23 protein-coding genes and 1 tRNA gene are annotated in these 25,150 nt (G+C 67.3%); 9 read left to right on the top strand and 15 right to left on the bottom strand.

Annotated elements, in window-relative coordinates:
• Positions 1-64: 64 nt before the first annotated feature.
• From clpX to BC358_RS09445, 6 genes are all read right to left on the bottom strand, one after another.
• Positions 65-1,330: an ATP-dependent Clp protease ATP-binding subunit ClpX gene (clpX, locus tag BC358_RS09470; protein ID WP_066151550.1), complete on the bottom strand. Its 1,266-nt coding sequence runs from the start codon at positions 1,328-1,330 to the stop codon at positions 65-67.
• A 148-nt stretch (positions 1,331-1,478) separates the two neighbouring features.
• Positions 1,479-2,096 (bottom strand): ATP-dependent Clp endopeptidase proteolytic subunit ClpP, encoded by a 618-nt coding sequence (gene clpP / locus BC358_RS09465; RefSeq protein ID WP_066151552.1) that lies wholly within the window; start codon positions 2,094-2,096, stop codon positions 1,479-1,481.
• Between the two features lie 196 nt (positions 2,097-2,292).
• A complete protein-coding gene (gene tig / locus BC358_RS09460; protein ID WP_066151554.1) occupies positions 2,293-3,603 on the bottom strand; it encodes a trigger factor in 1,311 nt (436 codons plus the stop codon).
• Between the two features lie 68 nt (positions 3,604-3,671).
• Positions 3,672-3,758: transfer RNA gene (locus BC358_RS09455), tRNA-Leu, on the bottom strand.
• 86 nt (positions 3,759-3,844) lie between these two features.
• Positions 3,845-7,000 carry an efflux RND transporter permease subunit gene (locus BC358_RS09450; protein WP_079365641.1) on the bottom strand — a complete coding sequence of 1,052 codons (3,156 nt, stop codon included), beginning with the start codon at positions 6,998-7,000 and terminating at the stop codon, positions 3,845-3,847.
• 8 nt (positions 7,001-7,008) lie between these two features.
• A complete protein-coding gene (locus BC358_RS09445; protein ID WP_079365640.1) occupies positions 7,009-8,121 on the bottom strand; it encodes an efflux RND transporter periplasmic adaptor subunit in 1,113 nt (370 codons plus the stop codon).
• 180 nt (positions 8,122-8,301) lie between these two features.
• Here BC358_RS09445 and hpnC point away from each other — a divergent pair, with 180 nt between their 5' ends.
• The gene (gene hpnC, locus BC358_RS09440; protein WP_143434251.1) at positions 8,302-9,207 is read left to right on the top strand and encodes a squalene synthase HpnC; all 906 of its coding nucleotides are present in this window, start codon (positions 8,302-8,304) and stop codon (positions 9,205-9,207) included.
• Here hpnC and BC358_RS09435 read toward each other — a convergent pair.
• Positions 9,182-9,973: an ATP-binding protein gene (locus BC358_RS09435; RefSeq protein WP_079365638.1), complete on the bottom strand. Its 792-nt coding sequence runs from the start codon at positions 9,971-9,973 to the stop codon at positions 9,182-9,184. The genes hpnC and BC358_RS09435 overlap by 26 nt on opposite strands.
• A gap of 304 nt (positions 9,974-10,277) precedes the next feature.
• Between BC358_RS09435 and BC358_RS09430 the strand changes: the two genes are divergently transcribed.
• Positions 10,278-10,979, top strand: a complete 702-nt coding sequence (locus BC358_RS09430; RefSeq protein ID WP_079365637.1) for a Crp/Fnr family transcriptional regulator — start codon at positions 10,278-10,280, stop codon at positions 10,977-10,979.
• 10 nt (positions 10,980-10,989) lie between these two features.
• On the opposite strand, the gene BC358_RS09425 is transcribed toward BC358_RS09430, so the two are convergent.
• Entirely contained in the window at positions 10,990-11,304 is a 315-nt protein-coding gene (locus BC358_RS09425; protein WP_079365636.1) for a high-potential iron-sulfur protein, read from the bottom strand.
• A gap of 115 nt (positions 11,305-11,419) precedes the next feature.
• Between BC358_RS09425 and hpnD the strand changes: the two genes are divergently transcribed.
• From hpnD to BC358_RS09410, 3 genes are all read left to right on the top strand, one after another.
• A complete protein-coding gene (gene hpnD / locus BC358_RS09420; protein WP_079365887.1) occupies positions 11,420-12,286 on the top strand; it encodes a presqualene diphosphate synthase HpnD in 867 nt (288 codons plus the stop codon).
• Positions 12,283-13,605 carry a hydroxysqualene dehydroxylase HpnE gene (gene hpnE, locus BC358_RS09415; protein ID WP_079365635.1) on the top strand — a complete coding sequence of 441 codons (1,323 nt, stop codon included), beginning with the start codon at positions 12,283-12,285 and terminating at the stop codon, positions 13,603-13,605. Before hpnD ends, hpnE begins: the two co-directional genes overlap by 4 nt.
• A gap of 78 nt (positions 13,606-13,683) precedes the next feature.
• A complete protein-coding gene (locus tag BC358_RS09410) occupies positions 13,684-16,113 on the top strand; it encodes a Lon protease family protein (RefSeq protein ID WP_079365634.1) in 2,430 nt (809 codons plus the stop codon).
• A gap of 49 nt (positions 16,114-16,162) precedes the next feature.
• Here BC358_RS09410 and BC358_RS09405 read toward each other — a convergent pair whose 3' ends face one another.
• On the bottom strand, positions 16,163-16,813 hold the full coding sequence (locus tag BC358_RS09405; protein WP_079365633.1) for a glutathione S-transferase family protein: 651 nt from the start codon (positions 16,811-16,813) through the stop codon (positions 16,163-16,165).
• 3 nt (positions 16,814-16,816) lie between these two features.
• Positions 16,817-17,557 carry an HAD family hydrolase gene (locus BC358_RS09400; protein ID WP_179130058.1) on the bottom strand — a complete coding sequence of 247 codons (741 nt, stop codon included), beginning with the start codon at positions 17,555-17,557 and terminating at the stop codon, positions 16,817-16,819.
• 19 nt (positions 17,558-17,576) lie between these two features.
• On the opposite strand from BC358_RS09400, the gene hemH reads away from it, so the two are divergent.
• The 4 genes from hemH to BC358_RS09380 all read left to right on the top strand — a co-directional run bounded on the left by hemH (position 17,577) and on the right by BC358_RS09380 (position 20,321).
• Complete coding sequence (gene hemH / locus BC358_RS09395; protein ID WP_079365631.1) at positions 17,577-18,668, top strand: ferrochelatase; 1,092 nt, start codon at positions 17,577-17,579, stop codon at positions 18,666-18,668.
• A 188-nt stretch (positions 18,669-18,856) separates the two neighbouring features.
• Positions 18,857-19,288 (top strand): hypothetical protein, encoded by a 432-nt coding sequence (locus tag BC358_RS09390; protein ID WP_079365630.1) that lies wholly within the window; start codon positions 18,857-18,859, stop codon positions 19,286-19,288.
• Positions 19,289-19,374: 86 nt separating this feature from the next.
• Entirely contained in the window at positions 19,375-19,827 is a 453-nt protein-coding gene (locus BC358_RS09385) for a hypothetical protein (protein ID WP_079365629.1), read from the top strand.
• 17 nt (positions 19,828-19,844) lie between these two features.
• Positions 19,845-20,321: a hypothetical protein gene (locus BC358_RS09380; protein ID WP_066151576.1), complete on the top strand. Its 477-nt coding sequence runs from the start codon at positions 19,845-19,847 to the stop codon at positions 20,319-20,321.
• Positions 20,322-20,506: 185 nt separating this feature from the next.
• On the opposite strand, the gene BC358_RS09375 is transcribed toward BC358_RS09380, so the two are convergent.
• The 5 genes from BC358_RS09375 to BC358_RS09355 are packed head-to-tail and all read right to left on the bottom strand — an operon-like array spanning position 20,507 to position 25,049.
• Complete coding sequence (locus BC358_RS09375) at positions 20,507-21,376, bottom strand: alpha/beta fold hydrolase (RefSeq protein WP_079365628.1); 870 nt, start codon at positions 21,374-21,376, stop codon at positions 20,507-20,509.
• Positions 21,373-22,473, bottom strand: coding sequence for a branched-chain amino acid ABC transporter permease (locus tag BC358_RS09370; protein ID WP_079365627.1), 1,101 nt, complete (start codon positions 22,471-22,473; stop codon positions 21,373-21,375). Before BC358_RS09370 ends, BC358_RS09375 begins: the two co-directional genes overlap by 4 nt.
• Positions 22,474-22,483: 10 nt before the next feature.
• Positions 22,484-23,470: a branched-chain amino acid ABC transporter permease gene (locus BC358_RS09365; RefSeq protein ID WP_066258914.1), complete on the bottom strand. Its 987-nt coding sequence runs from the start codon at positions 23,468-23,470 to the stop codon at positions 22,484-22,486.
• Complete coding sequence (locus BC358_RS09360) at positions 23,467-24,285, bottom strand: ABC transporter ATP-binding protein (protein ID WP_079365626.1); 819 nt, start codon at positions 24,283-24,285, stop codon at positions 23,467-23,469. The genes BC358_RS09365 and BC358_RS09360 overlap by 4 nt, the downstream gene beginning before the upstream one ends.
• Positions 24,282-25,049 (bottom strand): ABC transporter ATP-binding protein, encoded by a 768-nt coding sequence (locus BC358_RS09355; protein WP_079365625.1) that lies wholly within the window; start codon positions 25,047-25,049, stop codon positions 24,282-24,284. Before BC358_RS09355 ends, BC358_RS09360 begins: the two co-directional genes overlap by 4 nt.
• Positions 25,050-25,150: the final 101 nt, after the last annotated feature.

Genomic DNA, 25,150 nt, shown 5'->3' with positions numbered 1-25,150 from the left:
AGATGTTTGACGGGCGAAAGCGGGTGTCGCACTCCGCTTGCTCTCGCCCTCTCGACGCACGCAATCAGGCCTGCTTGGCCGCCTCGCGGTACACCAGCAGGGGGGGCTTGTTTTCTTCGATGGTGGACTCGTCGACCACCACCTTTTCCACATTGCTCATCCCCGGCAACTCGAACATGGTGTCGATCAGCGCGTTTTCCAGAATGGAACGCAAGCCTCGGGCACCCGTCTTCCGTGCCAGCGCCTTGCGGGCGATGGCCTTGAGCGCCGCGGGTCGCACTTCGAGATCGGCCCCTTCCATGGCTAACAGCCGGGAAAACTGCTTGACCACCGCGTTCTTCGGTTCGGTGAGGATTTCGACCAGCGCGTCCTCGCTGAGCTCGGCCAGACTGGCAATCACCGGCAGCCGGCCCACCAGCTCCGGAATCAATCCGAACTTGATCAGGTCTTCCGGTTCGATGTCCTTGAAGGCCTCTGTCAGGCTGCGCTGCTGCTTGCTCCTGACGACCGCGCCAAAGCCCATGCCAGACGCCTCGGTGCGGTTCTCGATGATCTTCTCGAGACCTGCGAACGCGCCGCCACAGATGAACAGGATGTTGGTGGTGTCGACCTGCAGGAAATCCTGATTGGGGTGTTTGCGGCCACCCTGTGGCGGCACGCTGGCCATGGTGCCCTCGACCAGCTTGAGCAGTGCCTGCTGAACCCCCTCACCCGACACGTCGCGGGTGATCGACGGGTTGTCCGATTTGCGCGTGATCTTGTCGATCTCGTCGATGTAGACGATGCCTTGCTGCGCACGCTCAACGTCGTAGTTGCAACTCTGCAGCAGTTTGGCAACGATGTTCTCGACGTCCTCGCCGACATAGCCGGCCTCGGTCAACGTGGTGGCGTCGGCCATCACGAACGGCACATTGAGCATGCGCGCCATGGTCTGGGCCAGCAAGGTCTTGCCGGAGCCAGTGGGCCCTATCAGCAGGATGTTGCTCTTGGCCAGCTCGACGTCGTCCTTGCGTGCGGACTGCTTGTGCCGCAGGCGCTTGTAGTGGTTGTAGACCGCCACCGCCAGGGCACGCTTGGCAGCTTCCTGACCGATCACGTAGCTGTCGAGATTGTTTTTGAGGTCTGCCGGCGTGGGCAGGTCGTCGGACGCGGCCTTGACCGATTCCAGGCCGGGAAGTTCATCACGAATGATGTCGTTGCAAAGGTCGATACATTCGTCGCAGATGAACACCGACGGTCCCGCAATGAGCTTCTTCACCTCATGCTGGCTTTTGCCGCAGAACGAGCAATAGAGTGCCTTTTCGCCGGAAGCGGCTTTTTTGTCGGCCATGGTCTGGAGGTGGGACTACCTAGTGGGAAAGTTGGAAACAATGATAGATCAAGCCCGCCGGGCCCGAAACCAAGGAAAAGGACCCCATTCAGGGCGAAATCCGCCGTCAGAAGGCCTCTTTTCCATGATGTCTTGACTGCGAAACCAATCAACCCGCCACAGGGCGCTTGTCGATCACCTTGTCGATCAGTCCATACTCGGCCGACTCGGCGGCCGACAGGTAGTAGTCGCGCTCGGTGTCGCGCTCGATCTTGTCCAGCGGCTGACCGGTGCGCTCGGCCAGGATCTTGTTGAGCTGCTCGCGGGTCTTGAGGATCTCGCGGGCGTGGATCTCGATCTCGGTGGCCTGGCCCTGGGTACCGCCCAGCGGCTGGTGAATCATGATCTTGGAGTTGGGCAACGCGAAACGCTTGCCCTTGGCGCCGGCGGCCAGCAGGAAGGCGCCCATGCTGGCGGCCATGCCGGTACACAACGTCGACACATCGGGCTTGATGAAATTCATCGTATCGAAGATCGCCATGCCGGCGCTGACCGAGCCGCCCGGGGAGTTGATGTAGAAGGAAATGTCCTTGTCCGGGTTCTCGCTCTCCAGGAACAGCAGCTGCGCCACCACCAGGTTGGCGGACTGGTCATTGACCGGCCCCACCAGGAAGATCACGCGCTCCTTGAGCAGGCGCGAATAGATGTCGTAAGCGCGCTCGCCGCGGCCCGACTGCTCGATCACCATGGGCACCATGCCCAGACCCTGAATGTCCATTGCGCTCATGCGTTTCTCCAATGTGTGAGTGCGTGAATGTCACTACTGTAACCAACCCGGCAAAGCCGCGATCCGGGCGTCGGTTTTGCCCAAGGCTTGCATATGGCGTGCCCGCGTCAAAACACAAGGTGTGGCCCAAAACAAGAAGGGCGGATCACTCCGCCCTTCCGATGCGCTGTCACGGCGACGAGCGCCGCGCAGACCCTCAGGCCTGGCCCATCAGCTCGTCAAAGCCCACGGTCTTGTCGGTGACCTTGGCCTTGGACAGCACGAACTCGGTGACGTTGTTCTCGATCACCACCGCCTCTACCTCGGCCATGCGGCGGTTGTCGCTGGTGTACCAGCGCACCACATCGGCCGGCTTTTCGTAGGAAGAAGCCAGTTCTTCGATATGGGCCTTGATCTGCTCAGGCTTGGCATGCAGCTCGTGCGCACGCACCAGCTCGGCCACCACCAGACCCAGGCGCACGCGGCGCTCGGCCTGCTCCTGGAACAGCTCGGCGGGGATCGGGGCCTTGTCGGCGTCCTTGATGCCACGCTGCTTGAGGTCGGCGCGGGCGCCTTCCACCAGCCGGTCGACTTCGGATTGCACCACCGACTTGGGCAGGTCCAGCTCGGCCTTGGCCACCAGGGCGTCCATCACGGCCTGCTTGTTGCGGGCCTGGACGCGGAACTTGACTTCGCGCTCCAGGTTCTTCTTGATGTCGGAGCGCAGGGCTTCGACCGTGCCGTCGGCGATGCCCAGCGACTTGGCCAGTGCCTCGTCCACCTCGGGCAGGTGAGCGGCTTCGATCTTGTTGACTGTCACGAGGAAGTCCGCCGTCTTGCCGGCCACGTCCTTGCCGTGGTAGTCGGCCGGGAACGGCAGCGGGAAGGTCTTGGACTCGCCCGACTTCATGCCGCGCACGGCGTCTTCGAATTCCTTGAGCATCTGGCCGTCGCCAACGATGAACTGGAAGCCTTCGGCCTTGCCACCTTCGAAGGGTTCGCCATCGATCTTGCCGGCGAAGTCGATGGTCACGCGGTCGCCGTCGGCGGCCGCCTGGTCGGCTGCGCGCTGGGCGAAGGTGCGGCGCTGCTTGCGCAGGATGTCCAGGGTGCGGTCGATGGCCGCGTCGCTCACTTCCGTGCTGACCTTTTCAATCTCGGCGGTCGACAGGTCGCCGATCTTCACGTCGGGATACACCTCAAACACCGCGTCGAAGGTCAGCTGGCCTTCGGGCGCGCCTTCCTTCTCGGTGATCTGGGGCTGGCCGGCCACGCGCAGCTTGGCCTCGCCAGCGGCATTGGCGAAGGCCTCGCCGACCTTGTCGTTCATGACCTCGTAGTGCACCGAATAGCCGTAGCGCTGGGCCACGACGTTCATGGGCACCTTGCCCGGACGGAAACCGTCCATCTTCACATCGCGGGCCAGGCGCTTGAGGCGCTTGGCCACTTCGTTCTGGATCACGTCGGCCGGCAGCGTCAGGGTGATCTTGCGCTCCAGCTTCTCCAGGGTTTCAACGGTCACGGTCATGGTTATCTCCAATCAGGAAGGCGGTCGACCAGCGGGGCCGGCCGGTGAGGATCTGTCTGTCGGTGCTGTGGTGCGCGGGGGGGGACTCGAACCCCCACACCATTGCTGGCGTCAGGACCTAAACCTGGTGCGTCTACCAATTTCGCCACCCGCGCGCCTGACACGCGGCGCCCACAGGCGTCGCAGGCGACCACCTGGATGCACGGGCGCCGCCGACGGCAACCTTCTATTGTATCCGTGCTCAGGCGTCCTTCCGGACCCGGAACCAGGCGGCGTACATCGCCGGCAATGCCAGCAGCGTGAGCACGGTCGCGACGATCAGTCCGCCCATGATGGCCACCGCCATCGGCCCCCAGAACACACTGCGCGAGAGCGGGATCATGGCCAGCACCGCCGCCGCGGCGGTGAGCACGATGGGCCGCATGCGGCGCACCGCGGCTTCGACGATGGCGTCCCAGGCCGGCACGCCGCGGGCGCGGTCCTGCTCGATCTGGTCGATCAGGATCACCGAGTTGCGCTGGATCATGCCCATGAGGGCGATCACGCCCAGCAGCGCGACGAAGCCGAACGGGCGGTTGAGCAGCAGCAGCGCGCCCGCCACCCCGGCCAAGCCCAGCGGCCCGGTCAGGAACACCAGCAGCGAACGGCTGAAGCTCTGCAGCTGCAGCATCAACAATGTGAAGGTGATGAACAGCATGACGGGCAGGCCGGCGGCGATCGACGAGGAGCCCTTGCTGCTCTCCTCCACCGCACCGGCCACCTGCACGTGGTAGCCAGTCAGCCCTTTAGCCAGCCAGCCGGCCTCGGCCTGGCGCAGCGCCGGCAGCAGCTCGGCGGTCACGGTGGCGCCCTGCAGACCCTCGACCACGTCGCCCTGCACCGTGATCGCGTAGTCGCGGTTCTCGCGCCACATCACGCCCGGCTCCCAGCCGAACACCGGCTTCGCGATCTGTGACAGCGGGATGCTCCTGCCGCTGGCGGTCGGGATGTAGGCATTCTCCAGACTGGTGATCGCATCGCGCTCGGACAGCGGCTGGCGCAGCACGATGTCGATCAGCTTGTCGCCGTCGCGGTACTGGCCGACGGTGCTGCCGCTCAGGATGGTGCGTGTGGCATTGGCGATCGACTGGCTGGACACGCCCAGCGCGCGCGCCTTGGTCTGGTCCACCTCCAGACGCAGCGCCTTCACCGACTCGTTCCAGTTGTCGTTGACGCCACGCATGCTGGGGCTGGCCCGCATCAGGCCCTTGATCTCGTCGGCCAGCCCGCGCAGCACCACCGGGTCGGTACCCACCACGCGGAATTGAACCGGGTACGGTACCGGCGGGCCGTTGGGCAGCAGCTTCACCCGCCCGCGCACCTCGGGAAACTCGGTGGCCAGCAGCTCGGGCAGCGCCTTGCGGATGCGCTCACGGGCCGCGAGGTCCTCCGGCAGCAGGATCATCTGGGAGACGTTGGTCTGCGGGAAGATCTGGTCCAGTGGCAGGTAGAAGCGCGGTACGCCCGACCCCACCCAGGTGCTGACGCTCAGCACGCCGGGCTCGCGGGCCAGCCGGGTCTCGACACGCCGCGCCACCTCGTCCATCGCGGTCATGCTGGCACCCTCGGGCAGCCAGATGTCGACCAGCACCTCGGGCCGGGCCGAGTCGGGGAAGAACTGCTGCTGCACCTTGCCCATGCCGGCCATGCCCAGCACGAAGGTGGCGATGGTCAGGCCAATGGTGATCCAGCGGTGCTCGACGCACCAGTTCACCAGTGCCCGGAATTTCACGTAGAACGGGCCGTCGAACACCTCGTGCGCCGGCCCGGTGTGGACCTTGACCTTGAGCAGCCGAACGCCCAGGTACGGCACGAACATCACGGCAACCACCCACGAAATGACCAGCGCGATCACGGTGACCGCGAAGATCGCGAAGGTGTATTCGCCAACGGTCGAGTTGGCCAGCCCGATCGGCAGGAAGCCTGCCGCCGTGATCAGCGTGCCGGTGAGCATGGGCATCGCGGTCGCGTCCCAGGTGAAGGTGGCCGCCTTCATCATGGAATAACCCTCCTCCAGCTTGCGCACCATCATCTCGACCGCGATGATCGCGTCGTCCACCAGCAGCCCCAGCGCGATGATCAGCGAACCCAGCGAGATCTTGTGCAGGCCGATGTTCCAGTAGCGCATGGCCAGGAAGGTGATCGCCAGCACCAGCGGGATGGTGATCAGCACCACCAGACCGGGCCGCACGTCCAGCACATAGCGGCGCAGGCCGGTGCCGCCCTCGCGGCGGTGCAGACCCAGACTCACGAAGCTGACCGCCAGCACGATCAGCACCGCTTCGATCAGCACCTTGACGAACTCGTTGACCGAGCGACTGACGGCACTGGGCTGGTCTTGCACCTGCACCAGTTCCATGCCCGCCGGCAGATGCCCGCGGATGTCGGCCAGCGCAGTCTCCAGCGCCTTCCCCAGCGCGATGATGTCGCCGCCCTTGGTCATGGAAATGCCCAAGGCGATGCTGTCCACACCGTTGTGGCGCACCATGACCTGCGGCGGATCGGCATAACCCAGGCGGATCTGCGCGATGTCGCCCAGTCGCAGCTGCGTGCCGTTGGTGGCGCGGATCGGCATGGCCCTCAGTTGCTCGACCGATCCAAAGGCCCCGGCCACGCGCACCTGCACCACATCGTGCGGCGCCTGCACGGTGCCGGCGGGCTCGACCGCGTTCTGCTGGCCCAGCGCCGCCAGCACCTGCTGCATGTCCAGCCCCAGGGTGGCCAGCCGCTGGTGCGAGATCTCGATGAAGAGCTTCTCGTCCTGCACGCCGAACAGCTCGACCTTGTTCACGTCCTTCACGCGCAGCAGCTTCTGGCGCACCTCGTCGGCCACGCTCTTGCGTTCGGACGGAGAAAAGCCCTCGCCCTGCAGCGCGTAGATGACGCCGAACACGTCGCCGAACTCGTCGTTGAAGAAGGGCCCGACCACGCCCTGCGGCAGGGTCGGCCGCATGTCGCCGACCTTCTTGCGCACCGTGTACCAGATCTGCTGAATCTCGGCCGCCGGTGAGTTGTCGCGCACCTGGAACAGGATCAGGGTCTCACCCGGCTTGGAGTAGCTGCGGATCTTGTCGGCATAGGGCACCTCCTGCAGCGTCTTTTCGATGCGGTCGGCGACCTGTTCAGACACTTCCTGCGCGGTGGCGCCCGGCCAGTAGGCGCGCACCACCATGGCACGGAAGGTGAACGGCGGGTCTTCGTCCTGCCCGAGCTGGAAGTAGGCCGCGATGCCCAGCAGCATCAGCACGATCATGAGGTAGCGGGTGAAGGCCTGATGGTCCAGCGCCCACTGGGACAGGTTCAGGCGCGAGATCCAGGAGTCCTGCGCGTCGGAGGGGTTGGGATGGCTCAGGCTCATCGTCCACCTCAGGGTTTCTGGGCCGCGGCAAAGCGGGTGACCTGCTGGCCGGGCGAGAGCACGTGCACACCGGCCGCGACGATTTCTTCGCCCTCCTTGAGGCCCGACACCACCAGCATCTCGTTGCCCTCGGCGCCCGACACCACCACAGGGCGCATGTTCACCCGGCTGCTGGCGGGGTCGAATACCCAGACCGCCGTGTCCCTGCCCCCTCCGTTCGCCTGGATCAGGGCGCTGGTGGGCAGGCGCACCGGTGCGGACACGGCCGGTGCGGCGGTGGCGTCGTCGGCGAACACCACCGACACGGTGCTGCCCAGCGCCACGCTCGCATCGGCGGTCAGGCCGAGCTTGACCTGGAAGGTCCGCGTCAGCGGGTCGGCGCTGGCGGCGATCTCGCGCACCTGGGCGGCCAGCGGCTCTGGCGACACCTGGCCCGAGGTCCACGGCCGCACCTGGGCCGCCTGGCCGACCTTCAGCCGCGCCACCCGGTCTTCCGGCACCGCGATCACGGCGTCGCGCGCGCCATCGCGCGCCAGCCGGACCACCGGCGATCCGGCGGCCACCACCTGTCCCACCTCGGCCTCCACCGACAGCACCACGCCAGGGCCATCGGCGAGCAGCCGGGCGTAGCCGGCCTGGTTACCCTGCACCGCGCCCTGGGCGCGGGCCTGGCGCAGCGCCGCCTCCGCCGCGTCGAGGGCGGCCTGGCGGCGTTCGATTTCGGCACCGCTCACGAACCCCTGCGCCTTGAGGTCGGAGAAGCGCTTGAGGTCCGCGGCGGCCAGGTCGCGCTGGGTCTGCGCCGCGACGATCTGGGCCTGTGCGGCCTGGGCCACGAGCGCCAGGTCCTGCGCGTCCAGCTGGGCCAGCAACTGCCCCGGCACCACACGCTGCCCCACTTCCACCGGCCGCTGCACGAGCTTGCCGCCGACGCGGAAGCCCAGGCGCGATTCTGTGCGTGCCCGGATCTCGCCCGCGTAGCCGCTCTGGGACTGCACCGCCGCGCGGGACACCGTCATCAGCTTCACCGCCCGCACCGGTTCCTGGGGCGCTTCGGGACGGGAACACGCGCCCAACAGCAGGGCAAGCATCAGGACAGGGACATGCAGCGGTGTCTTCATGGCAAAGGCGGAGTGCGTTGGGAGATGCGAGAAACCGGCGCCATATTAATGACTGACCGGTTAGTAATCAATTCTAGCGTCATCGGCGTTCCAGTGTCGACGCACAATCCGGCGACTGTGCCTGCGGCACAGCCCGGCCCCCACCCGGTCCCCCGTCAACCCCTGCAGCGCCCGCCGCCCATGCCACCGTCCGCCAGCCCAATGACCACCGAGGTCGGTCACTATGAAAATTTTCCGGTGGCGTCCTGGCTCTGCCCGGCGGCGATCCGTCCGGCGGTGGTGGCGATCTACCACTTTGCGCGAACCGCCGACGACATCGCCGACGAGGGCCCGGCCACCGCGTCTGAGCGGCTGGACCAGCTCTCGGCCTACCGCGCAGCGCTGGCGCGCTGCCTGGCGTCGCCCGCTCAGCCCCCGGATGCGGCGCAGTGGCCCCAGGTGTTCGGTCCGCTGGCCCGGGCGGCCGAGCGTCACCGGCTGCCGGGCGATCTGCTGCACGACCTGCTCAGCGCATTCGAACAGGACATCCGCCACACCGACAGCGGCCATGTGTATGCCGACACTGCCGAACTGCTGGCCTACTGCCGCCTCTCGGCCAATCCAGTCGGACGGCTGCTCCTGCATCTCTATGGCATCCACGACGATGAATCACTGCTCCAGAGCGACGCGGTGTGCAGCGCGCTGCAACTGATCAACTTCTGGCAGGACATCTCGGTGGACCACGCCCGGGGGCGGCACTACCTGCCCGCCGATGCGCTGCAGGGCCAGGGTCTGCGGCTGGAGGAGTTCTCGGCCGGCGCGCCGCCCGAGGTGCAGGAGCGCTGCCGACAGGTGGTGCGCCGTTTGTGCGAAGAGGCCCGGGCGCTGATGCTCGAAGGGGCGCCGCTGGCGCGCCGCATTCCCGGACGGGCCGGCTGGGAGCTGCGCCTGGTGGTCCAGGGCGGCCTGCGCATCCTGGACAAGATCGCCGCCATCGACCACCGAAGCTGGCTGCAGCGACCGACCGTCGGCAAGGCCGACCTGCCGCTGATGCTCTGGCGGGCGGTGTCCGGAGCGAACCTCAACCCCCGCCAACCGGCAGGCTGAAACCGAAGCGGGCGCCTTCGCCGGGACGGGCCGTGGCCCAGACCCGGCCCCCGTGGCATTCGACGATGCGCCGCACCAGGGCCAGCCCCACCCCCAGGCTGGGGGCCGGTGCGCCCTGCGCGCGCTGGAACAGCCCGAACAGCTCGGCCGCTTTCTCGGGCTCGAACCCCAGACCGTTGTCGTGCACGAAATAGGCATGGCCTCCCGGCACCGCCTCGCAGCTCACCTCGATGCGGGGCCGATCATGGCTGAGAGCGTGGCGCAGTGCGTTGTCCAGCAGCTCTTCCCAGACCCGGCGCAGCAGCGCCGCGTCGGCAAATGCGGGCGGCAGCCCCGGCGCCAGCACACACGACACGGGATGGCTGCGCTGGCCCAGCTGAAGGTCCCTGAGGACCACCTGCACCATTTGGTCCACGTCCACACGGATCGGGCGGAGATCCGCCGCCTGCAGCCGCGCCAGCGCAGAAACCGATTCCATCAGGTGCTGCAGCCGCCGAGTGGAGTCCATCACCTTGTGTGACAGCCGGGTCACCTGGCCCGGCTGCCCTGCGTATGACGGGTCGCCCAGCAGCTGGGCATAGCTCGCCACGTGTCGCAGCGAGGTCCGCAGGTCGTGGGCCAGCGCATGGGAAATGTCCCGCAGGGTCTGCTCGGCCGATGCCAGCCGTGCGGCGATGGCCGGATCACCCACGGTGCCGGTTCCCGACGGCGACGCCGGGTCCGAACGCAGCGCGAGCGGGTGGTGGGAATCTCTGGGCGAAGTCATGACAGGAAGGCGGCGTCCGGAAGAAGGCGAATACCCTGCATGTGGCAAGCGCCCGACACTAACCGCTGTCGACGTGCAAACCTTTGCGTCCTTGCAGCCAGGACCCAACTCGGATGCATTTATTCATTACGAATGTGACGGCACGCGCAGTTTGTGATGCCGCCATCCGGGCCTCTGTGGCAAACCCGGGGGTTCTCCCGGGCGCGAAATGCAGCAGACCTCAAGCCCGGGAGGGACGCGCCGATGGATCAGGAACGGTCCGTCACAACCAAGCTCCCCGCCGGCTGCGGCGAACCGCACGATCATGTCGCCCTCAGAACCACCTTTCACCGATCCGCCGCTGCCCTGCCTGGACTGCGCGGCGCGCATCAGCTGCCTGATCGGCCAGATGCCGCGCCCGCAGCAGGACCGCCTGGGCCCGCTGATCCGGGAACAGCGGTTCCGCAAAGGCGAGGTCTTGCAGGCCGAAGGCGCGGAGGTTGAAATGGTGCGCACCATCAAGCTGGGCACGGTGATGCTCACCCGCTCGGGGCCAGACCATGTGGCGCGTCCGGTGGCGCTGGTCGGGCGCGGGCATCTCATGGGGCTGATGGGCCTGCTCGGCCAGACCACGCAGGTCGGGGCGCAGGCCCTGTCGCCCGGACGGATCTGCGACGTGCCGGTCGCGGCCATGCTCGGCGCCTTGGTCAAGGACCCGGTGCTCCAGGACGCCCTGCACGAGCAGATCTGCCGGACGGTCGCCCGCCTGGCCGACTGGGGGCAGACGATGCGGCTGCGGGGCCTGCACCGCCAGCTGGTGGCTTCGCTGATGCTGCTGGCACACGAACAGGGCACCCGCATGGTCCGCATCCCCAGCCACGTGGCCTTATCCGAACTGCTGCGGACCACACGCGAGTCGGTGGCGCGTACGCTGCGGCAGCTGGAAGACCAGGGCCACCTGCAGCGCAACGACCGCTGGCACGTGACCCTGGCGCCGGGTCACGAGCGCGTGTTTGCCGAGGGGTAGCGGGCGCCGCTCAGGCCTTCTTGGCGTAGGCGCTGCACCAGCCGCCCGCGGCCACCGCCTTGCCCGGAAAGATGCCGCAGGGGCCCGAGGGCGCATCGGGCTTGCCGGTGTAGAGCGTGCAGTTGCCGCACTTCTGGGTGGCGGCGTGCTTGGGAAACTTCTTGCCGTCGGCCTTGTTGGTGTCGGCAACGTAGCCCAGGGCCATGGGCTGGGCGTCCTTCTCGTTGACCATGGGCAAGGTCTGTGCCTGTGCCGCGACAGCAGACAGCAGGGCTGAACCGGCGGCCACCTGGAACATGAACACGCGACGACTGGAATTCTTCATGGGTACCTCGTGGGGTTGTGTGCGAAATCGCGTTCGCAGCCTAAACACGAGGACTGAAGAAGCACTTAAGCAGGGCCGCATCGGCTGCGTACACTTGGCGTCCACCACCATGCCCATGAACCCGCAAGACTACGCCCAGCAGAAGGCCGCAGCCTCCGGCAGCAGCTTCTATTACGCCTTCCTGTTCCTGCCGCCCGAGCGCCGCGCCGCCATCACGGCCTTCTACGCCTTCTGCCGCGAGGTCGACGACGTCGTCGACGAGGTCAGCGACCTCGGTGTGGCTCAGGCCAAGCTGGGCTGGTGGCGCCAGCAGGTCGCCCAGGCCTTCGGGGGCCGGGCGGACCACCCGGCGCTGCAGGCGCTGATGCCGCACACAGCCACCTTCGGCATCGAGGCGCGGCACCTGCTGGCCGTGATCGACGGCTGCCAGATGGACCTGGACCAGAGCCGCTACCTCGACTTCGCCAACCTGCAGCAGTACTGCCACCTGGTGGCTGGCATCGTGGGCGAGGTGGCGGCGCGCATCTTCGGCCAGACCGACCCGCGCACCACCGACTACGCCCACCGGCTGGGTCTGGCCTTCCAGCTGACCAACATCATCCGTGACGTGGGCGAAGACGCGGCGCGGGGCCGCATCTACCTGCCGGTCAACGAGCTGCAGCGCTTCGACGTCAAGGCGCACGAGCTGATCAAGCGCGGCGCCGCCCCCGGAATGGACACCGCCGACTTCCACCGGCGCTTTTGCGAGCTGATGCGCTTCCAGTGCGAGCGCGCGCTCAAGACCTACGACGAGGCGCTGGCCCTGCTGCCCGAAACCGACCGCCGCGCCCAGAAGCCGGGCCTGATGATGGCCAGCATCTACCGCACCCTGCTGCAGGAGATCGCCGCCGACCCCGTGCTGGTGCTGACGCAGCGCGTGAGCCTGACGCCACTGCGCAAGTTCTGGCTGGCGTGGAAGGTGCAAGCCTTGGGACGGTTGTGAAGCTGGCGGTTGTTGGTGCCGGCTGGGCAGGCCTGGCCGCCGCCGTGGAGGCGATGGACCTCGGCGCAGACGTCACCCTGTTCGAAGCCACTCGCACGCCCGGCGGCCGCGCCCGCGCCTTGCCCGCCACGCGGCCCGACGGCGTACCACTGCGGCTGGACAACGGCCAGCACATCCTGATCGGTGCCTACCGCTATACGCTGGGCCTGATGCAGCGCCTGGGCATCGAGCCGGAACAGGTCCTGCTCGGCACTCCGTTGTCCCTGCCCTACCCCGACGGCGGCGGCCTGCAGACGCCCGCCTGGGCCGCGCGCTGGCCGGCGCCGCTGGACGCCGTGGCCGCGATCCTGACCGCGAGCGGCTGGTCGTGGGGCGAGCGGCTTGCGCTGGTGCGCGCCTCGCTGGCGTGGCAGCGCTCGGGTTTTGTCTGCCCGCCTTCGCTCACGGTGGGCGAGCTGTGCCGCGCCCTGCCCGCCCGTGCGATGGACGAGCTGATCGAGCCGCTGTGCGTCTCGGCGCTGAACCTGCCCGCGGCCCAGGCCAGCGCGCAGGTGTTCCTGGCGGTCATGCGCGATGCGCTGTTCGGCCAGGGCTTCGGGCGCTGGTCCGCCTCGGCCCTGCTGCTGCCGCGCGACGACCTCGGCGCGCTGCTGCCCGACGCCGCCTGCCGCCATCTCGGCGCGCGGGTGCGGCTGGGCACGCGGGTCACGGCCCTGCAGGACACTGAATCAGGCTGGACGCTGGCAGGCGACGGCTGGTCGGAAGACTTCGACCGGGTGATCTGGGCCACCGCGGCCAGCCACGCCGCGTCGACCATCGGCGCCGCCACCGGCGAGAGCGCCAGCAGCGCCGCGCGGCGCGACTGGGCGGCTCAAACCCGCCGGCTGGACTTCACCGCCATCACCACGGTCTATGCCTGGGCGCCTGATGCCCGCCTGCCGGCGCCCATGCTCGCGCTGCGCAACAGCCCCGACGCGCCGGCGCAGTTCGCGTTCGACCGCGGCCAGTTGCGCCCGGACGACCCGTCCGCCCAGGGGGTGCTGGCCTTTGTGGTCAGCGCCAGCGAGGGCGAACGCGACGAATTGCAGCAGCGGGTGCTGGCACAGGCTGGCCAACAGCTGGCACTGCCGAATCTGCAAGCCATCCGGACGGTGGTGGAGAAACGCGCCACCTTCGCCTGCACGCCCGCGCTGAAGCGCCCGGCCACCGCCATCGCGCCGGGGCTCTGGGCGGCGGGCGACTACATCGACGGCCCCTACCCGGCCACGATCGAAGGTGCGGTGCGCAGCGGTCTGGCGGCGGTGGCGCTGGTCGGTTGACGCCGGTTTGACGCCCCGGCTTGGCGCGCCCCCCGCAATCCGCGCATCATGGCCACTCCGAACCCGAGAGACCTGCCCATGACCACCACCCGCCTCGCCCCCGAGCAACTGAGCCTGCGCATCGACCCCGCCTCGCTGGGCTTCGACGACACGTCCACGCTGCCCACCGGCGCCCTGCCCTGGATCGGCCAGGAGCGCGCCGAAACGGCCGCGCGCTTTGGCCTGGCGATGGACCAGCCCGACTACAACCTGTTCGTGCTGGGCGAGGTGGGCAGCGGGCGCGCCACGCTGCTGCGGCAGCTGACGCGGGCGGTGGCCGCCGAACGCCCGGTGCCGCCCGACCTGTGTTACCTGCACAACTTCGACGCCCCCGAGCGCCCGCGCGCCCTGCGCATGCCCGCCGGCCAGGGGCGCGAGCTGCGCCAGCTCATGGGCAAACTCTCACGTTTCCTGCAGAGCGAGATCCCGCTGCGCCTGAGCAGCGAAGACTTCAAGGCCGAGAGCGAGCGCATCCAGAACGCCTACCAGGCCGAGGAGGCCAAGGCCTATGGCGAGCTCGTCGCTTTCGCCGAGGCGCGCAGCTTCAATCTGTTTCGCGAATCGGGCCATCTGGTGTTCACCCTCATCGGTGAAAAGGGTGCCGCGCTGACCGAGGCCGAGGCCCGCACGCTCTCCAAAGACCGGCGCGCCGAGATCGACAAGGCCGAGCAGGAGCTGCGCGATGAGATCGCACGCTTCCTGGAAAAGACCCGCCCCATGCTGCGGGTGATGAACGAAGGCCTGGCCGCGCTGCGCCGCCAGACCGTCAAGCCGCTGCTCGACCACGAGTTGCAGACCATCCGCGTGAGCCTGAAGAAGCAGATCAAGGACTCCGTCAAGCTCGGGAGCTACCTCGACCAGGTGCAGCACGACGTGCTCGAACACATCGAGCTCTTCATCGCGCAGGACAGCGACGACGAAGCGCGCCAGGAAGCGCTGGCCCAGCTGCTGCTGGGTTACCGCGTCAACCTGGTGGTGGACAACGCCGACCTGTCGGGCGCGCCGGTGATCGCGGAAGACAACCCGGTGTTCCACACGCTCTTTGGCCGCATCGAGTACCAGGCCGAAGAGGACGTGATGATGACCGACTTCTTCCGCGTGCGCGCGGGCAGCCTGATCCGCGCCCACGGCGGCTTCCTGCTGCTGCACCTGCGCGACCTGCTGGCCGACGAACTCGTGTGGGAAAAGCTGCGCCGCTTCATGCGCTCGGGCCGGGTGCAGATCGAGGAGCCCGGCAGCTCGCTGATGCCCATGGCGGCCGTCTCGCTGCAACCCGAGGCGGTGGACGTGGAGGCCAAGATCGTGCTGATCGGCTCGGTGGACGAGTACTACGCGGTGCAGGAGGCCGACCCCGAGTTCGCGCGCCACTTCATGGTCAAGGTGGATTTCGCCGAGAGCTTTCCGGCCAGCGACGAGACCCGAGCGGCCAGCGCACTGTTCGTGGCCCACACCTGCCGCAAACTGGGCCTGCCCCACCTCTCGGCGCCGGCCGTGGCCCGCCTGATCGAGGACGCCCACCGCCAGGTGGACGACCAGACGCGCCAGAGCGCCATCTTCGCGCGCACTGAGGCCCTGGTGGCCGAGAGCGCCGGCATGTGCCGCGCGCGCGGCGCCAGCCGGGTCGAACTGCAAGACGTGGACGCGGCGCTGGACGCGCGGCGCCAGCGCCACAACTACCCCGAGCAGCGCCTGCGCGAATCCATCGCCGAGGGCGAGCGCCTGATCACGCTGCACGGCGAGCAGGTGGGCCAGATCAACGGTCTGACCCAGATCGACCTGGGCGACTGGCGCTTTGGCCTACCGGTGCGTGTGAGCGCGCGCACCCACGCGGGCACGCAGGGCCTGCTCAACATCGAACGCGAGGTCGAGATGTCGGGCCCCATCCACGACAAGGGCGTGCTGATCCTGCACAGCTACCTCACGGCCCTGTTCGCGCACCTGGCGCCGCTGGCGCTCAACGCCTCCATCGTGTTCGAGCAGGAGTACCACGGCGTGGAGGGCGACTCGGCCTCGTGCGCCGAACTCTTCGCCGTACTCTCGGCGCTCTCGGGTGTGCCGCTCAACCAGGGTATTGCGGTCACGGGCGCGCTCAACCAGCACGGCGAGGTGCTGCCCGTGGGCGGCATCAACGAGAAGATCGAGGGCTGGTTCCGCGTCTGCGAAGCCTCGGGCCTGGACGGCCGCCAGGGCGTGCTGATGCCCGCGCGCAACCTGCGCCACCTGATGCTGGAGCGCCCTGTGGTCGAGGCCGTTGAGCAAGGCCGCTTCCACATCCACACCGCCGCCCACCTCAGCGAAGGGCTGGAGCTGCTGACCGGCCTGCCCTCGGGCCTGCCGGTGGCGCCTGCGGTGGAGGTGGACTACCCGGCCGAGAGCGTGCTCGGGCGCGCGCAGCAGACCCTGCAGGCCTACCGCCGCGCCTGCCAGCGCGCCGGATCGGCGGGGCGCACGAGGCGGCTCCGGACCTGACGGGAAGCTTCGCCTTTGGGTCGCGCGCAGCGCGACAGGGGTGTTTCGTTCAGCCCAGCCCCTTCGCGGCCAGGTGCGCCGGGCGCTCGATGCAGCGCCGGATCCAGTCGTGCGTGAGCGGGTGCGCGGCCATGAGCTCGCGCGCCGGTCTGGCCCAGTTCAGCACGCTGGCCGCGCACAGGTCGGCCACCGTGAAACGGTCCGCCGCCAGATGGCGCTCGCCGCGCGCGTGCTGCTGCTGCAGGTGTTGCTCGATCACACGCAGTGGCACGGCCAGCCGCTTCGCGGCCACCAGCGCCAGCTCGGGTTTGCGTCGCTCGGCGGGCATCACCATGCGGTGCATGAGCACCGTGAGTGCGTCGGCCTCGGCTTCGTTCACGGCCCAGAAGCTCCAGCGCAGCGCCTCGGCGTCTTCGCGCGGCGTGGCCGGTGTGATCGACGCCCCGTCACCCACGCCGTGGTGGCGCGCGATGTAGAGCGCGCAGGCCATGCTCTCCCACAGCACCACCTCGCCCTCCGGCCGCGCGTCCACCACCACCGGGATGTGGCCGTTGGGGTTGAGCGCCAGGAATTCGGGCATGCGGGTCGCGCCGCCCTGGTAGGGCGTGGGCACGTGATTGAAACTGAGGCCCAGCTCGGTGGCGGCCCACAGCGGGCGCAGCGCCCGCGAGGCCGCAATGCCGTGGATGCTCAGCGTCATTCGTCAGCCCTCCAGCGCGCGGCACAGCGCGTGCAGGTCGCCCACCGTGAGGTGCGGCACCAGCGGCGCGTGTTCCCAGGGGTGGCCGGCGCGGTTCAGCCAGGCCAGCTGCATGCCGGCGTTCAGCGCGCCCACACCGTCCAGGTGCGCGTCGTCGCCGATGTGCAGCACCTCGTGCGGCGCCACGCCCGCGGCCTCGGCTGCGGCGTGAAAGATGCGAACGTCGGGCTTGCCGACGCCGAAACCGCCCGCGTGCAACGAAGCGTGGAAATGCGCGCCAATGCCGACGCGGTGCACGTCGGCGTTGCCGTTGGACAGCGCCACCACCGGGAACCGGCTGGCCAGGTATTCGAGCGCAGGCAGCGCGTCTTCAAACAGCTCCACCCGGTGCCGCTCGGCAAAAAAGACCTCGAAGGCCGGCTCGGCCAGCGCCGGGTCCTCGCCCGCGCGCTGCAGCAGCCAGCGGATCGACTCCCGCCGAAGGCCGCTCATGTCTAGTGCAAGGTCGGGCCGCATCGTCACCATCTGGTTGCGGGCCTCGCGCAGGGTGTTGCGGTCACGGCCCAGCGCGGCGGTGGCCGGCGCGTGTGTGTCCAGCCAGTCCTGCAGCACCCGCTCGGCGCGTTCGATGGTGGGCCAGATGGGCCAGAGCGTGTCGTCCAGATCCAGCGTGATGGCGCGGATGCGGGACAGGTGCAGGCCCTGGTCGGGAACATGGGTGCGCAGGGGCTCAGGGGTCTTCATGGCTGCGGGAGAATAGCGCATGCCCTTTCAGACCGAACCCGCTTTCAAACATGGCCAGGCGCCCCGCACGGCCATCGTGCTGTGCAACCTCGGCACCCCCGACGAACCCACGGCACCCGCCCTGCGCCGCTACCTCGCCGAGTTCCTGGGCGACCCGCGCGTGGTCGAGATTCCGCGTGCCGTCTGGATGCTGATCCTGCACGGCATCATCCTGCGTGTGCGGCCCAAGAAGTCGGCCGCCAAGTACGCCAGCATCTGGACGCCCGAGGGCTCGCCGCTCAAGGTCTGGACCGAGAAGCAGGCCACGCTGCTGCGCGGCTACCTGGGCGAACGCGGCCACCAGGTCACGGTGCGCTACGCCATGCGCTATGGCAACCCGTCCATCCCGTCCGTGCTCGACGAACTCAAGGCCCAGGGCGTGACCCGCGTGCTCGTGCTCTCGGCCTACCCGCAATACAGCGGCACCACCACCGCCAGCGTGATCGACGCCGTCTCCACCTGGAGCCAGAAGATCCGCCACATCCCCGAGCTGCGCTTCGTCAACCGCTACCACGACGACCTGGGCTACATCGACGCGCTGCACCGCAAGGTCCGCGCGCACTGGATGCACCACGGCCAAGGCGACCACCTCGTGATGAGCTTCCACGGCGTGCCCGAACGCACCCTGCACCTGGGCGACCCCTACCACTGCGAATGCCTGAAGACCGCGCGCATGCTGGCCGAGAAGCTGGGCCTCGCCAAGGACGACTACACCGTCACCTTCCAGTCGCGCTTCGGCAAGGCCAAGTGGCTGGAGCCCTACACCGAGCCGACCCTGGTCGCGCTGGCGCAGAAAGGCCTCAAGAGCGTCGACGTGGTCTGCCCCGGCTTCACCAGCGACTGCCTGGAAACGCTGGAAGAAATCCGAATGGAGGCACAGGAAGCCTTCAAACACGCGGGCGGCCAGCGCTTTGAGTACATCGAGTGTCTCAACGACAGCCCGGACTGGATTCGCGCGCTGGCCGATCTGGCCGAACGGCATCTGCAGGGCTGGCCGACGAAGCAGGCGGATGACCCGATGCAGCTGGCGGCGAGCCGGGAGCGGGCGTTGGGACGGGGGGCGAAGGATTGAGACAGCTCGGAGCCTCGTTACCGGATTTGTCGCATCTGACATACCTGCTTCTGCCTGCGGCGGAGGTGCTTGATCGCTTGATCTCAAAGGGTTTTCCTGAATCCGATGAGATTTTGCTGAGCGGTAGCGGTTGTGGGCATCCGGCGTTTTTCCGTTCAGATCAAAGATAGACCTAACCACAACCGCGTATGTCAAACACTCAGTTCGCCTTCATCGAAAAATCAGAAGTTCCCGGACAAGAGGCGCTCCAATCAGCTATTGATGAACTCGGATTCGACCTGAGAGTGAGTCCCAAGTTCGCCCCCTTCAAAGACTCCGGCTTCGTTCCCTTCACCCTCAAGGGCGAAACCGGGCCAGGCTTCGAGATCTTCTATGAAGATGCGGCAGAAATTTCCGGCGCAGATGCTGCACTCAAAACACTAGCAGGCGGAAAAGACTACTGCATCAGCATGATCTGGGGTGGAAGCATGAAGGACCTAGCGTGCGTGCTGATCGTCAGCTGCGCTCTAGCCAAGGCCTTCGGCGCTGTCGTTTCGTATGAAGGCGAGGCACCTATGCCATTACCCGCATTGATCGAAGCCACCGAAACCATCCTCAAGCTTGTGGCAAGTGAAGCCTAGTCCCCTCGGTCGATGCGAGGCTCAACGGCAAGGAAGGGTCGCCCTATTTCAGGCCATACAGGGCATCCTCCAATGGAGCTCCCACAATGAATCAAGACCAACTCCTTGCGAACTGGACGCTTCAGAAGACGTCCCACAACCACTACGTGCTTTCTACGGCGCATGAAGTTGAGTTCGAGTTCAAAGGTCGGTACGGTCATCCTTCAAGCTATGCGTTCGTGAAACTTCGCGCAGAGCCGGCGGCGGAACTCAACTTCTCGGTGGCGGTCGAGTGGCCGGAGGAGTTCAACGCAGAGTACGCCCTGCGCATTCAACACACTGTCGCGGAAGCGGTGGTCGACGGACTGATTGCCTCACCCAACACGAATCCATATCGCGGTTGTCATGTCCGGCTCATCGGCTTTCGCTGGGACAGCATTGGTGGTAGCGAGGCTGCCGTCGCACGAGCAACATCAAAGGCCATCGAATTGCTCCGTGAGCAAGCCCATTGGGTCTTTTCTGACGGCCACTACCGCGTGTACGAGAGCAGCGCGGACTAACCTAAACAGGAACACCTATGCAGAAACCCTGGCAACTCGCCGTTGCGGAACTTCGCGTCGCAGGCCGCAAGGCCGAGGCGATGGAGATTCTCAAAGCCGAAATCGAACGTGGAAACCTCGCCGCGCTTGCCTCCTATGCGTGGCGAGCCGCAGGCGAGGAACTGTCGCACGTCGAAGCTGTGCGGCTCGTGGACAGAGTGGAAAAGGAGATGAAGCAGGGAGACGTAGATGCCCACCTCCAACTGGCATTTGCTTACGACATGAAGGTGTGCTCATTGCCTTATGACGAGGCACCCATGCGGCGCCTGCATCACATAGAACAAGCAGCCATGCACGGTGCGGGTGCACACGTAGCGCTCGCTGCTGCGCGCATCTGGTTGGCAGGGTCTCTGGGAATCCAGCCCGACCGAACCAAAGCCGCATATTGGTATGGGGTAGCAGAGCGCGACGGAAGTGATGAAGCGAGAATCGAGAGGCGGAAGCATGGCCTTTAACTGGTCGATCAACACGGACACTCGGCAGCATGGAGCCGCGTGGCGCACGAGCTCACGTGGTGCCGTGAAGCCCATGCCACTGCGCGTCGGTCATCTTTTCGCTAATCGGGACACTCGACACGAACTGTCGCGAGCGGTATTGCCACCTTCCATGTCCCTCTTGGCCGACTCACTTCGTCCAAGCCTCACTGCCCCGCCAAAAACCGGCTGACCAACTGCAACTGCTCCGGCACATTCAGCGCCGGCGCATGCCCACAGCCCGCAATCGTCACCACCAGCGCCCGCGGCCCGCGGTCGCGCATCTGTTCGGCGGTGTCGGCCAGCAGCAGGTCGGACTCGGCGCCGCGCAGGCACAGCACCGGGATGTCGATGCGGTCGTATTCGGGCCAGCGGTCGTAGTCGCCCGGGTGTTCGGTGAACTGCATCACCATGGCCGGGTCGTAGTGCGGCGTGACGCGGCCGTCGGGCAGGCGGCGCACCGAGCTTTCGGTCAGCAGCGTCCACTGCGCGTCGTTGAGCCAGCCGTAGGGTTTGTAGACGGTGCGGAAGTACTGCTCCAGCTCGCTCACCGTCGCGAAGCTGGCCGGGTTGCCGGCGTAGCTGCGGATGCGTTCGATGGCGGCGTCGGCGAGCTTGGGGCCGTTGTCGTTGAGCACCAGGCGCAGGATGCGGCCGCGCAGCAGACCGTCGGCGGCGACCATGCCGATGGCGCCGCCCATGGAGGTGCCGACCCAGTGGAATTGGGTCAGCCCCAGCTGGTCGACCAGCGCGCGCGCGAGCCTGGCGTAGAAGGCCAGGCAGTACTCGGCCTTGGGCTCGGGGCTCCATTGCGAGAGGCCGCGGCCAATCGTGTCGGGGCAGACCACGCGGTAGCCCAGCGCGCTCAGGTGCGCGGCCAGCGGGTCCATGTCGCGGCCGGTGCGGGCCAGGCCGTGCCAGGCGATGACGGTGCCGTGGTCGGTGGTGCCGGGCGCGCGCGCCCAGTCCATGAAGTGGATTTCGCGGCCTTCGCAGGAGAGGTAGCGCGACAGGGGCACCACAACGGATTCGTTCATTTCATGCCTTTCAGCCGTGCGAGCACGGCGCGTTCGCGCAGCTTGCCGACGATGCCGGTGGGGAAGTAGTAGACCGAGAGCACGAACAGCAGGCCCAGCCAGAGCAGCCAGCGGTCGGGCGTGAGCAGCGCGGGCAGCAGCGGCACGCCGGCCGCGGCCTCGCCGGCCGCACGCAGCAGGTCCTGCAGGTAGCTCTGCGCCAGCACGAAGAGCACGCTGCCGATGAGCGCGCCGTAGAGCGTGCCCATGCCGCCGATGACGACGATGAGCAGGATGTCCAGCATGATCTCGAAGGACAGCGAGGTGTCCGGCCCGTTGTAGCGCAGCCAGAGCGCGAGCAGGCAGCCGGCCAGCGTGGCGAACAGAGCCGACAGCACGTTGGACAGCGTGCGGTAGACGACGGTGCGGTAGCCCAGCGCTTCGGCGCGGAAGTCGTTTTCGCGAATCGCCTGCAGCACGCGGCCGAAGGGCGAGTTCACGATGCGCAGCAGCGTGAGGAAGATGGCGCAGACGCTGGCGAAGATGAGGTAGTAGGTGAGCAGCTTGCCGTTGAGGTTGACCTCGCCCCAGGGCAGCGCCAGTGGTTCCTCGCTCAGTTCGAAGCCGGGCGAGAGCAGCTCGGGCACGCTGAAAGTCAGGCCGTCTTCGCCGCCGGTGAAGTCTGACAGCTGCGAGGCCAGTGTGAGGAAGGCCGAGGCCACGGCCAGCGTGATCATGGCGAAGAAGATCGCCCGCACCCGCAGCGAGAACAGGCCGATCAGCAGCGACAGCAGCGTGGACACCAGCAGCGCGCACACCACGCCGAGCCCGATGGTGCCGAACGAGGCATCTTCCACCGAACTGAGCGCGATGGCCACACCGTAGGCGCCGATGCCGAAGAACATGGTGTGCGCAAAGCTGACGATGCCGGTGTAGCCCAGCAGCAGGTCGAAGCTGGCGACCAGCGCGACGAAGATCAGGATCTTGGCCGCCACGTTGAGCGCCTTCACGCCCGGGAACAGGAAGGGCGCGAACGCCAGGCCGAGGAACAGGATGACCAGAAGAGCCGCCAGCCAGGGGCTGCGCGGCAGGTCTTTGGAGAGGAGTCGGTGCAGCATGGTCAGGCTTTCAACGGCTGGTCACCGGATAGACACCCTGCGGGCGCCACAAGAGGATGGCGACCATGAGCGCGATGTTGGAGAACAGCGCCACCTTGGGCACCAGGAAGCCGGTGTAGTTGGCCATCAGGCCCACCAGCAGCGCCCCGATCAGCGCGCCCAGCGTGGAGCCGAGGCCACCGATGATGATGACGATGAAGATCAGCACGTTGACCTGCGCGCCCATCTGCGGCACCACGTTCTGTTGGTACAGGCCCCACATCACGCCGCCCAGACCGGCCAGCGCGCTGCCGGCGACGAACACGCCCACGAACAGGCGCTTGATGCGGTAACCCAGCGACTCGACCATCTCGCGGTCCTGCACGCCGGCGCGGATCAGCAGGCCGACCTTGGTGCGGTTGAGCGTCCAGACCATGGCGGCGAACACCGCAGCGCCGACCAGCACCGCGACGATGCGGTACTTCTCCACGGCGGCGTCGCCGATCAGCAGCGAGCCGCGCAGGCCCTCGGGCAGCGGCAGCGGAATCTGCTCCGGCCCCCAGATGACCTTGATCATTTCCTCGCCGATGATCATGCCGCCCATGGTGATCAGGATCTGCTTGAGGTGCATGCCGTAGACCGGGCGGATGATGAAGCGCTCGAACACCAGGCCCAGCGCGCCGGCCACCGCCATCGCCACCAGCATGGCGGGCAGCAACGCCAGCAGGTTGGTCCACAGGCTGTCGGCGGTGGTGAAGGCGTTCATGCTGCCCAGCACCGTGGTGGCCACGAAGGCGCCCAGCGCGATGAACACGCCATGGCCGAAGTTCAGCACGTCCATCAGGCCGAACACCAGCGTCAGGCCCGAGGCGATGATGAAGACGATCATGCCCATGGCCAGGCCGGCCACGGTCAGCGTGAGCCAGGTCGAGGGGCTGCCGATAGCCGGCAGCGCGGCCAGCGCGAGCAGCGGCACCAGGGCCATGGGCTTCCAGTCCATGTCTTTCAGGAAGTTCATTGGTGCGCTCCCAGGCTCAGACCGAGCAGTTTGCTTTGCAGCGATTCGTCCGCCGCGAGTTCGGCCATGGAACCGCTGTGCACCACACGCCCGTCGTCCATGACGGCCACGCTGTCGCCCAGCTGTTTCGCGAAGTTGAAGTTCTGCTCGACCAGCAGGATGGTGGTCTGCGCGGCCTTGAGTTCGCGGAAGGCCGCGATCATGTTCTGGATGATGGCGGGCGCGAGGCCCTTGCTGGGTTCGTCGATCAGCAGCAGCTGGCGCGGCTCGACGATGGCGCGCGAGACGGCCAGCATCTGTTTCTGCCCGCCGCTGAGCTTGCCGGCCGGGTGGTTCCAGAACTTCTTCATGGCCGGGAACAGGCCGAAGATCCATTCGAGCCGCGTGGTGTCGATGTCGTCCAGCGTGCGCGCGCCGCGCGCGGCCAGCAGCATGTTCTCGCGCACCGACAGGTCGGAAAAGATGCCCATGCTCTCGGGCACGTAGGCCACGCCGCTGGTGGCGATCTCGGGCGTCTGGCGCGCGGTGATGTCCTGCCCCGCCAGCGTGACCTTGCCCTGGCTGGCGTGCCACAGGCCCATGATGGTCCGCAGCGTGGTGGTTTTGCCGGCACCGTTGCGGCCCAGCAGCATGGTGAGTTCGCCCTTGGGCACCACCAGGTCGACGCCGTGGAGGATGTGGTACGCGCCGATGTGCGTGTGCACGCCTTCGAGTTTCAGCAGCGGCGAAGCGCGATCCGGCGCCGGGCCGCCCCAAGCCGGATCAGCCCCCTCGGGGGGCAGCGACCCGCGCAGCGGTGGAGCGTGGGGGCTCATGCTGTCACCTCTTCTTTTTCTTCCGGGTTGATGCCGAGGTAGGCCTGCTGCACCACCGGCGAGGCGATCACGCTCGCAGGTTCGCCGTCGGCCACGAGTTCGCCGTTGTGCAGCACGATGATGCGGTCCGAAAGTTCGCGCACCACGTCCATCTTGTGTTCAACCAGCAGGATGGTCTTGGTCTTGTCGGCCTTGAGCTGGCGGATCAGGTTCAGGATCACCGGCACCTCGTCCACGCTCATGCCGGCCGTGGGTTCGTCGAACATGAACACCTGCGGCTCCAGCGCCATCAGGATGCCCACCTCCAGCTTGCGCTGGTCGCCGTGCGGCAGGCTGGCCGCGAGCTGGTCGCCCTTGTCGGCCAGCGCCACGGTCTCCAGCACCTCGTCGGCCCGCACCACCAGGTCCTTGCGATCGCTCCAGATCTTCCAGAGGTTGAGCCCGGCCCCTGCCCTCGCCTGCACCGCCAGCCGCACGTTCTCGCGCACCGTGAGGTTGGGGAACAGGTTGGTGAGCTGGAAGGCCCGCCCCAACCCGGCCTGCGCGCGCGCCGGGGCGCCCTGGGCCGAGATGTCCACACCGTTGAGCTTCACGCGCCCGGCGGTGGCCTTGATCTGGCCCGAGATCAGGTTGAAGTAGGTGGTCTTGCCGGCGCCGTTGGGGCCGACGATGGCGGTGAGCGTGCCCGGCGCGAACGCGCAGGAGACAGCATTCACCGCCACGTGCCCGCCGAAGCGGACCGTGAGGTCAGTGGTTTCAAGCATCAAGTTCCTCCACGCGCAGCGCGAGTGCGCGAGCAGTTGCGGCGAGTGCCGCAACCTTCCAGAAACGCCGCGGAACCGGCTTTGCCGGGCCGCAGGCGTTG

Origin of the sequence: Hydrogenophaga sp. H7 (assembly GCF_002025745.1) — a bacterium.
Classification (GTDB): domain Bacteria; phylum Pseudomonadota; class Gammaproteobacteria; order Burkholderiales; family Burkholderiaceae_C; genus Hydrogenophaga; species Hydrogenophaga pseudoflava.
This window is presented reverse-complemented; position numbering and strand designations above follow the sequence as displayed.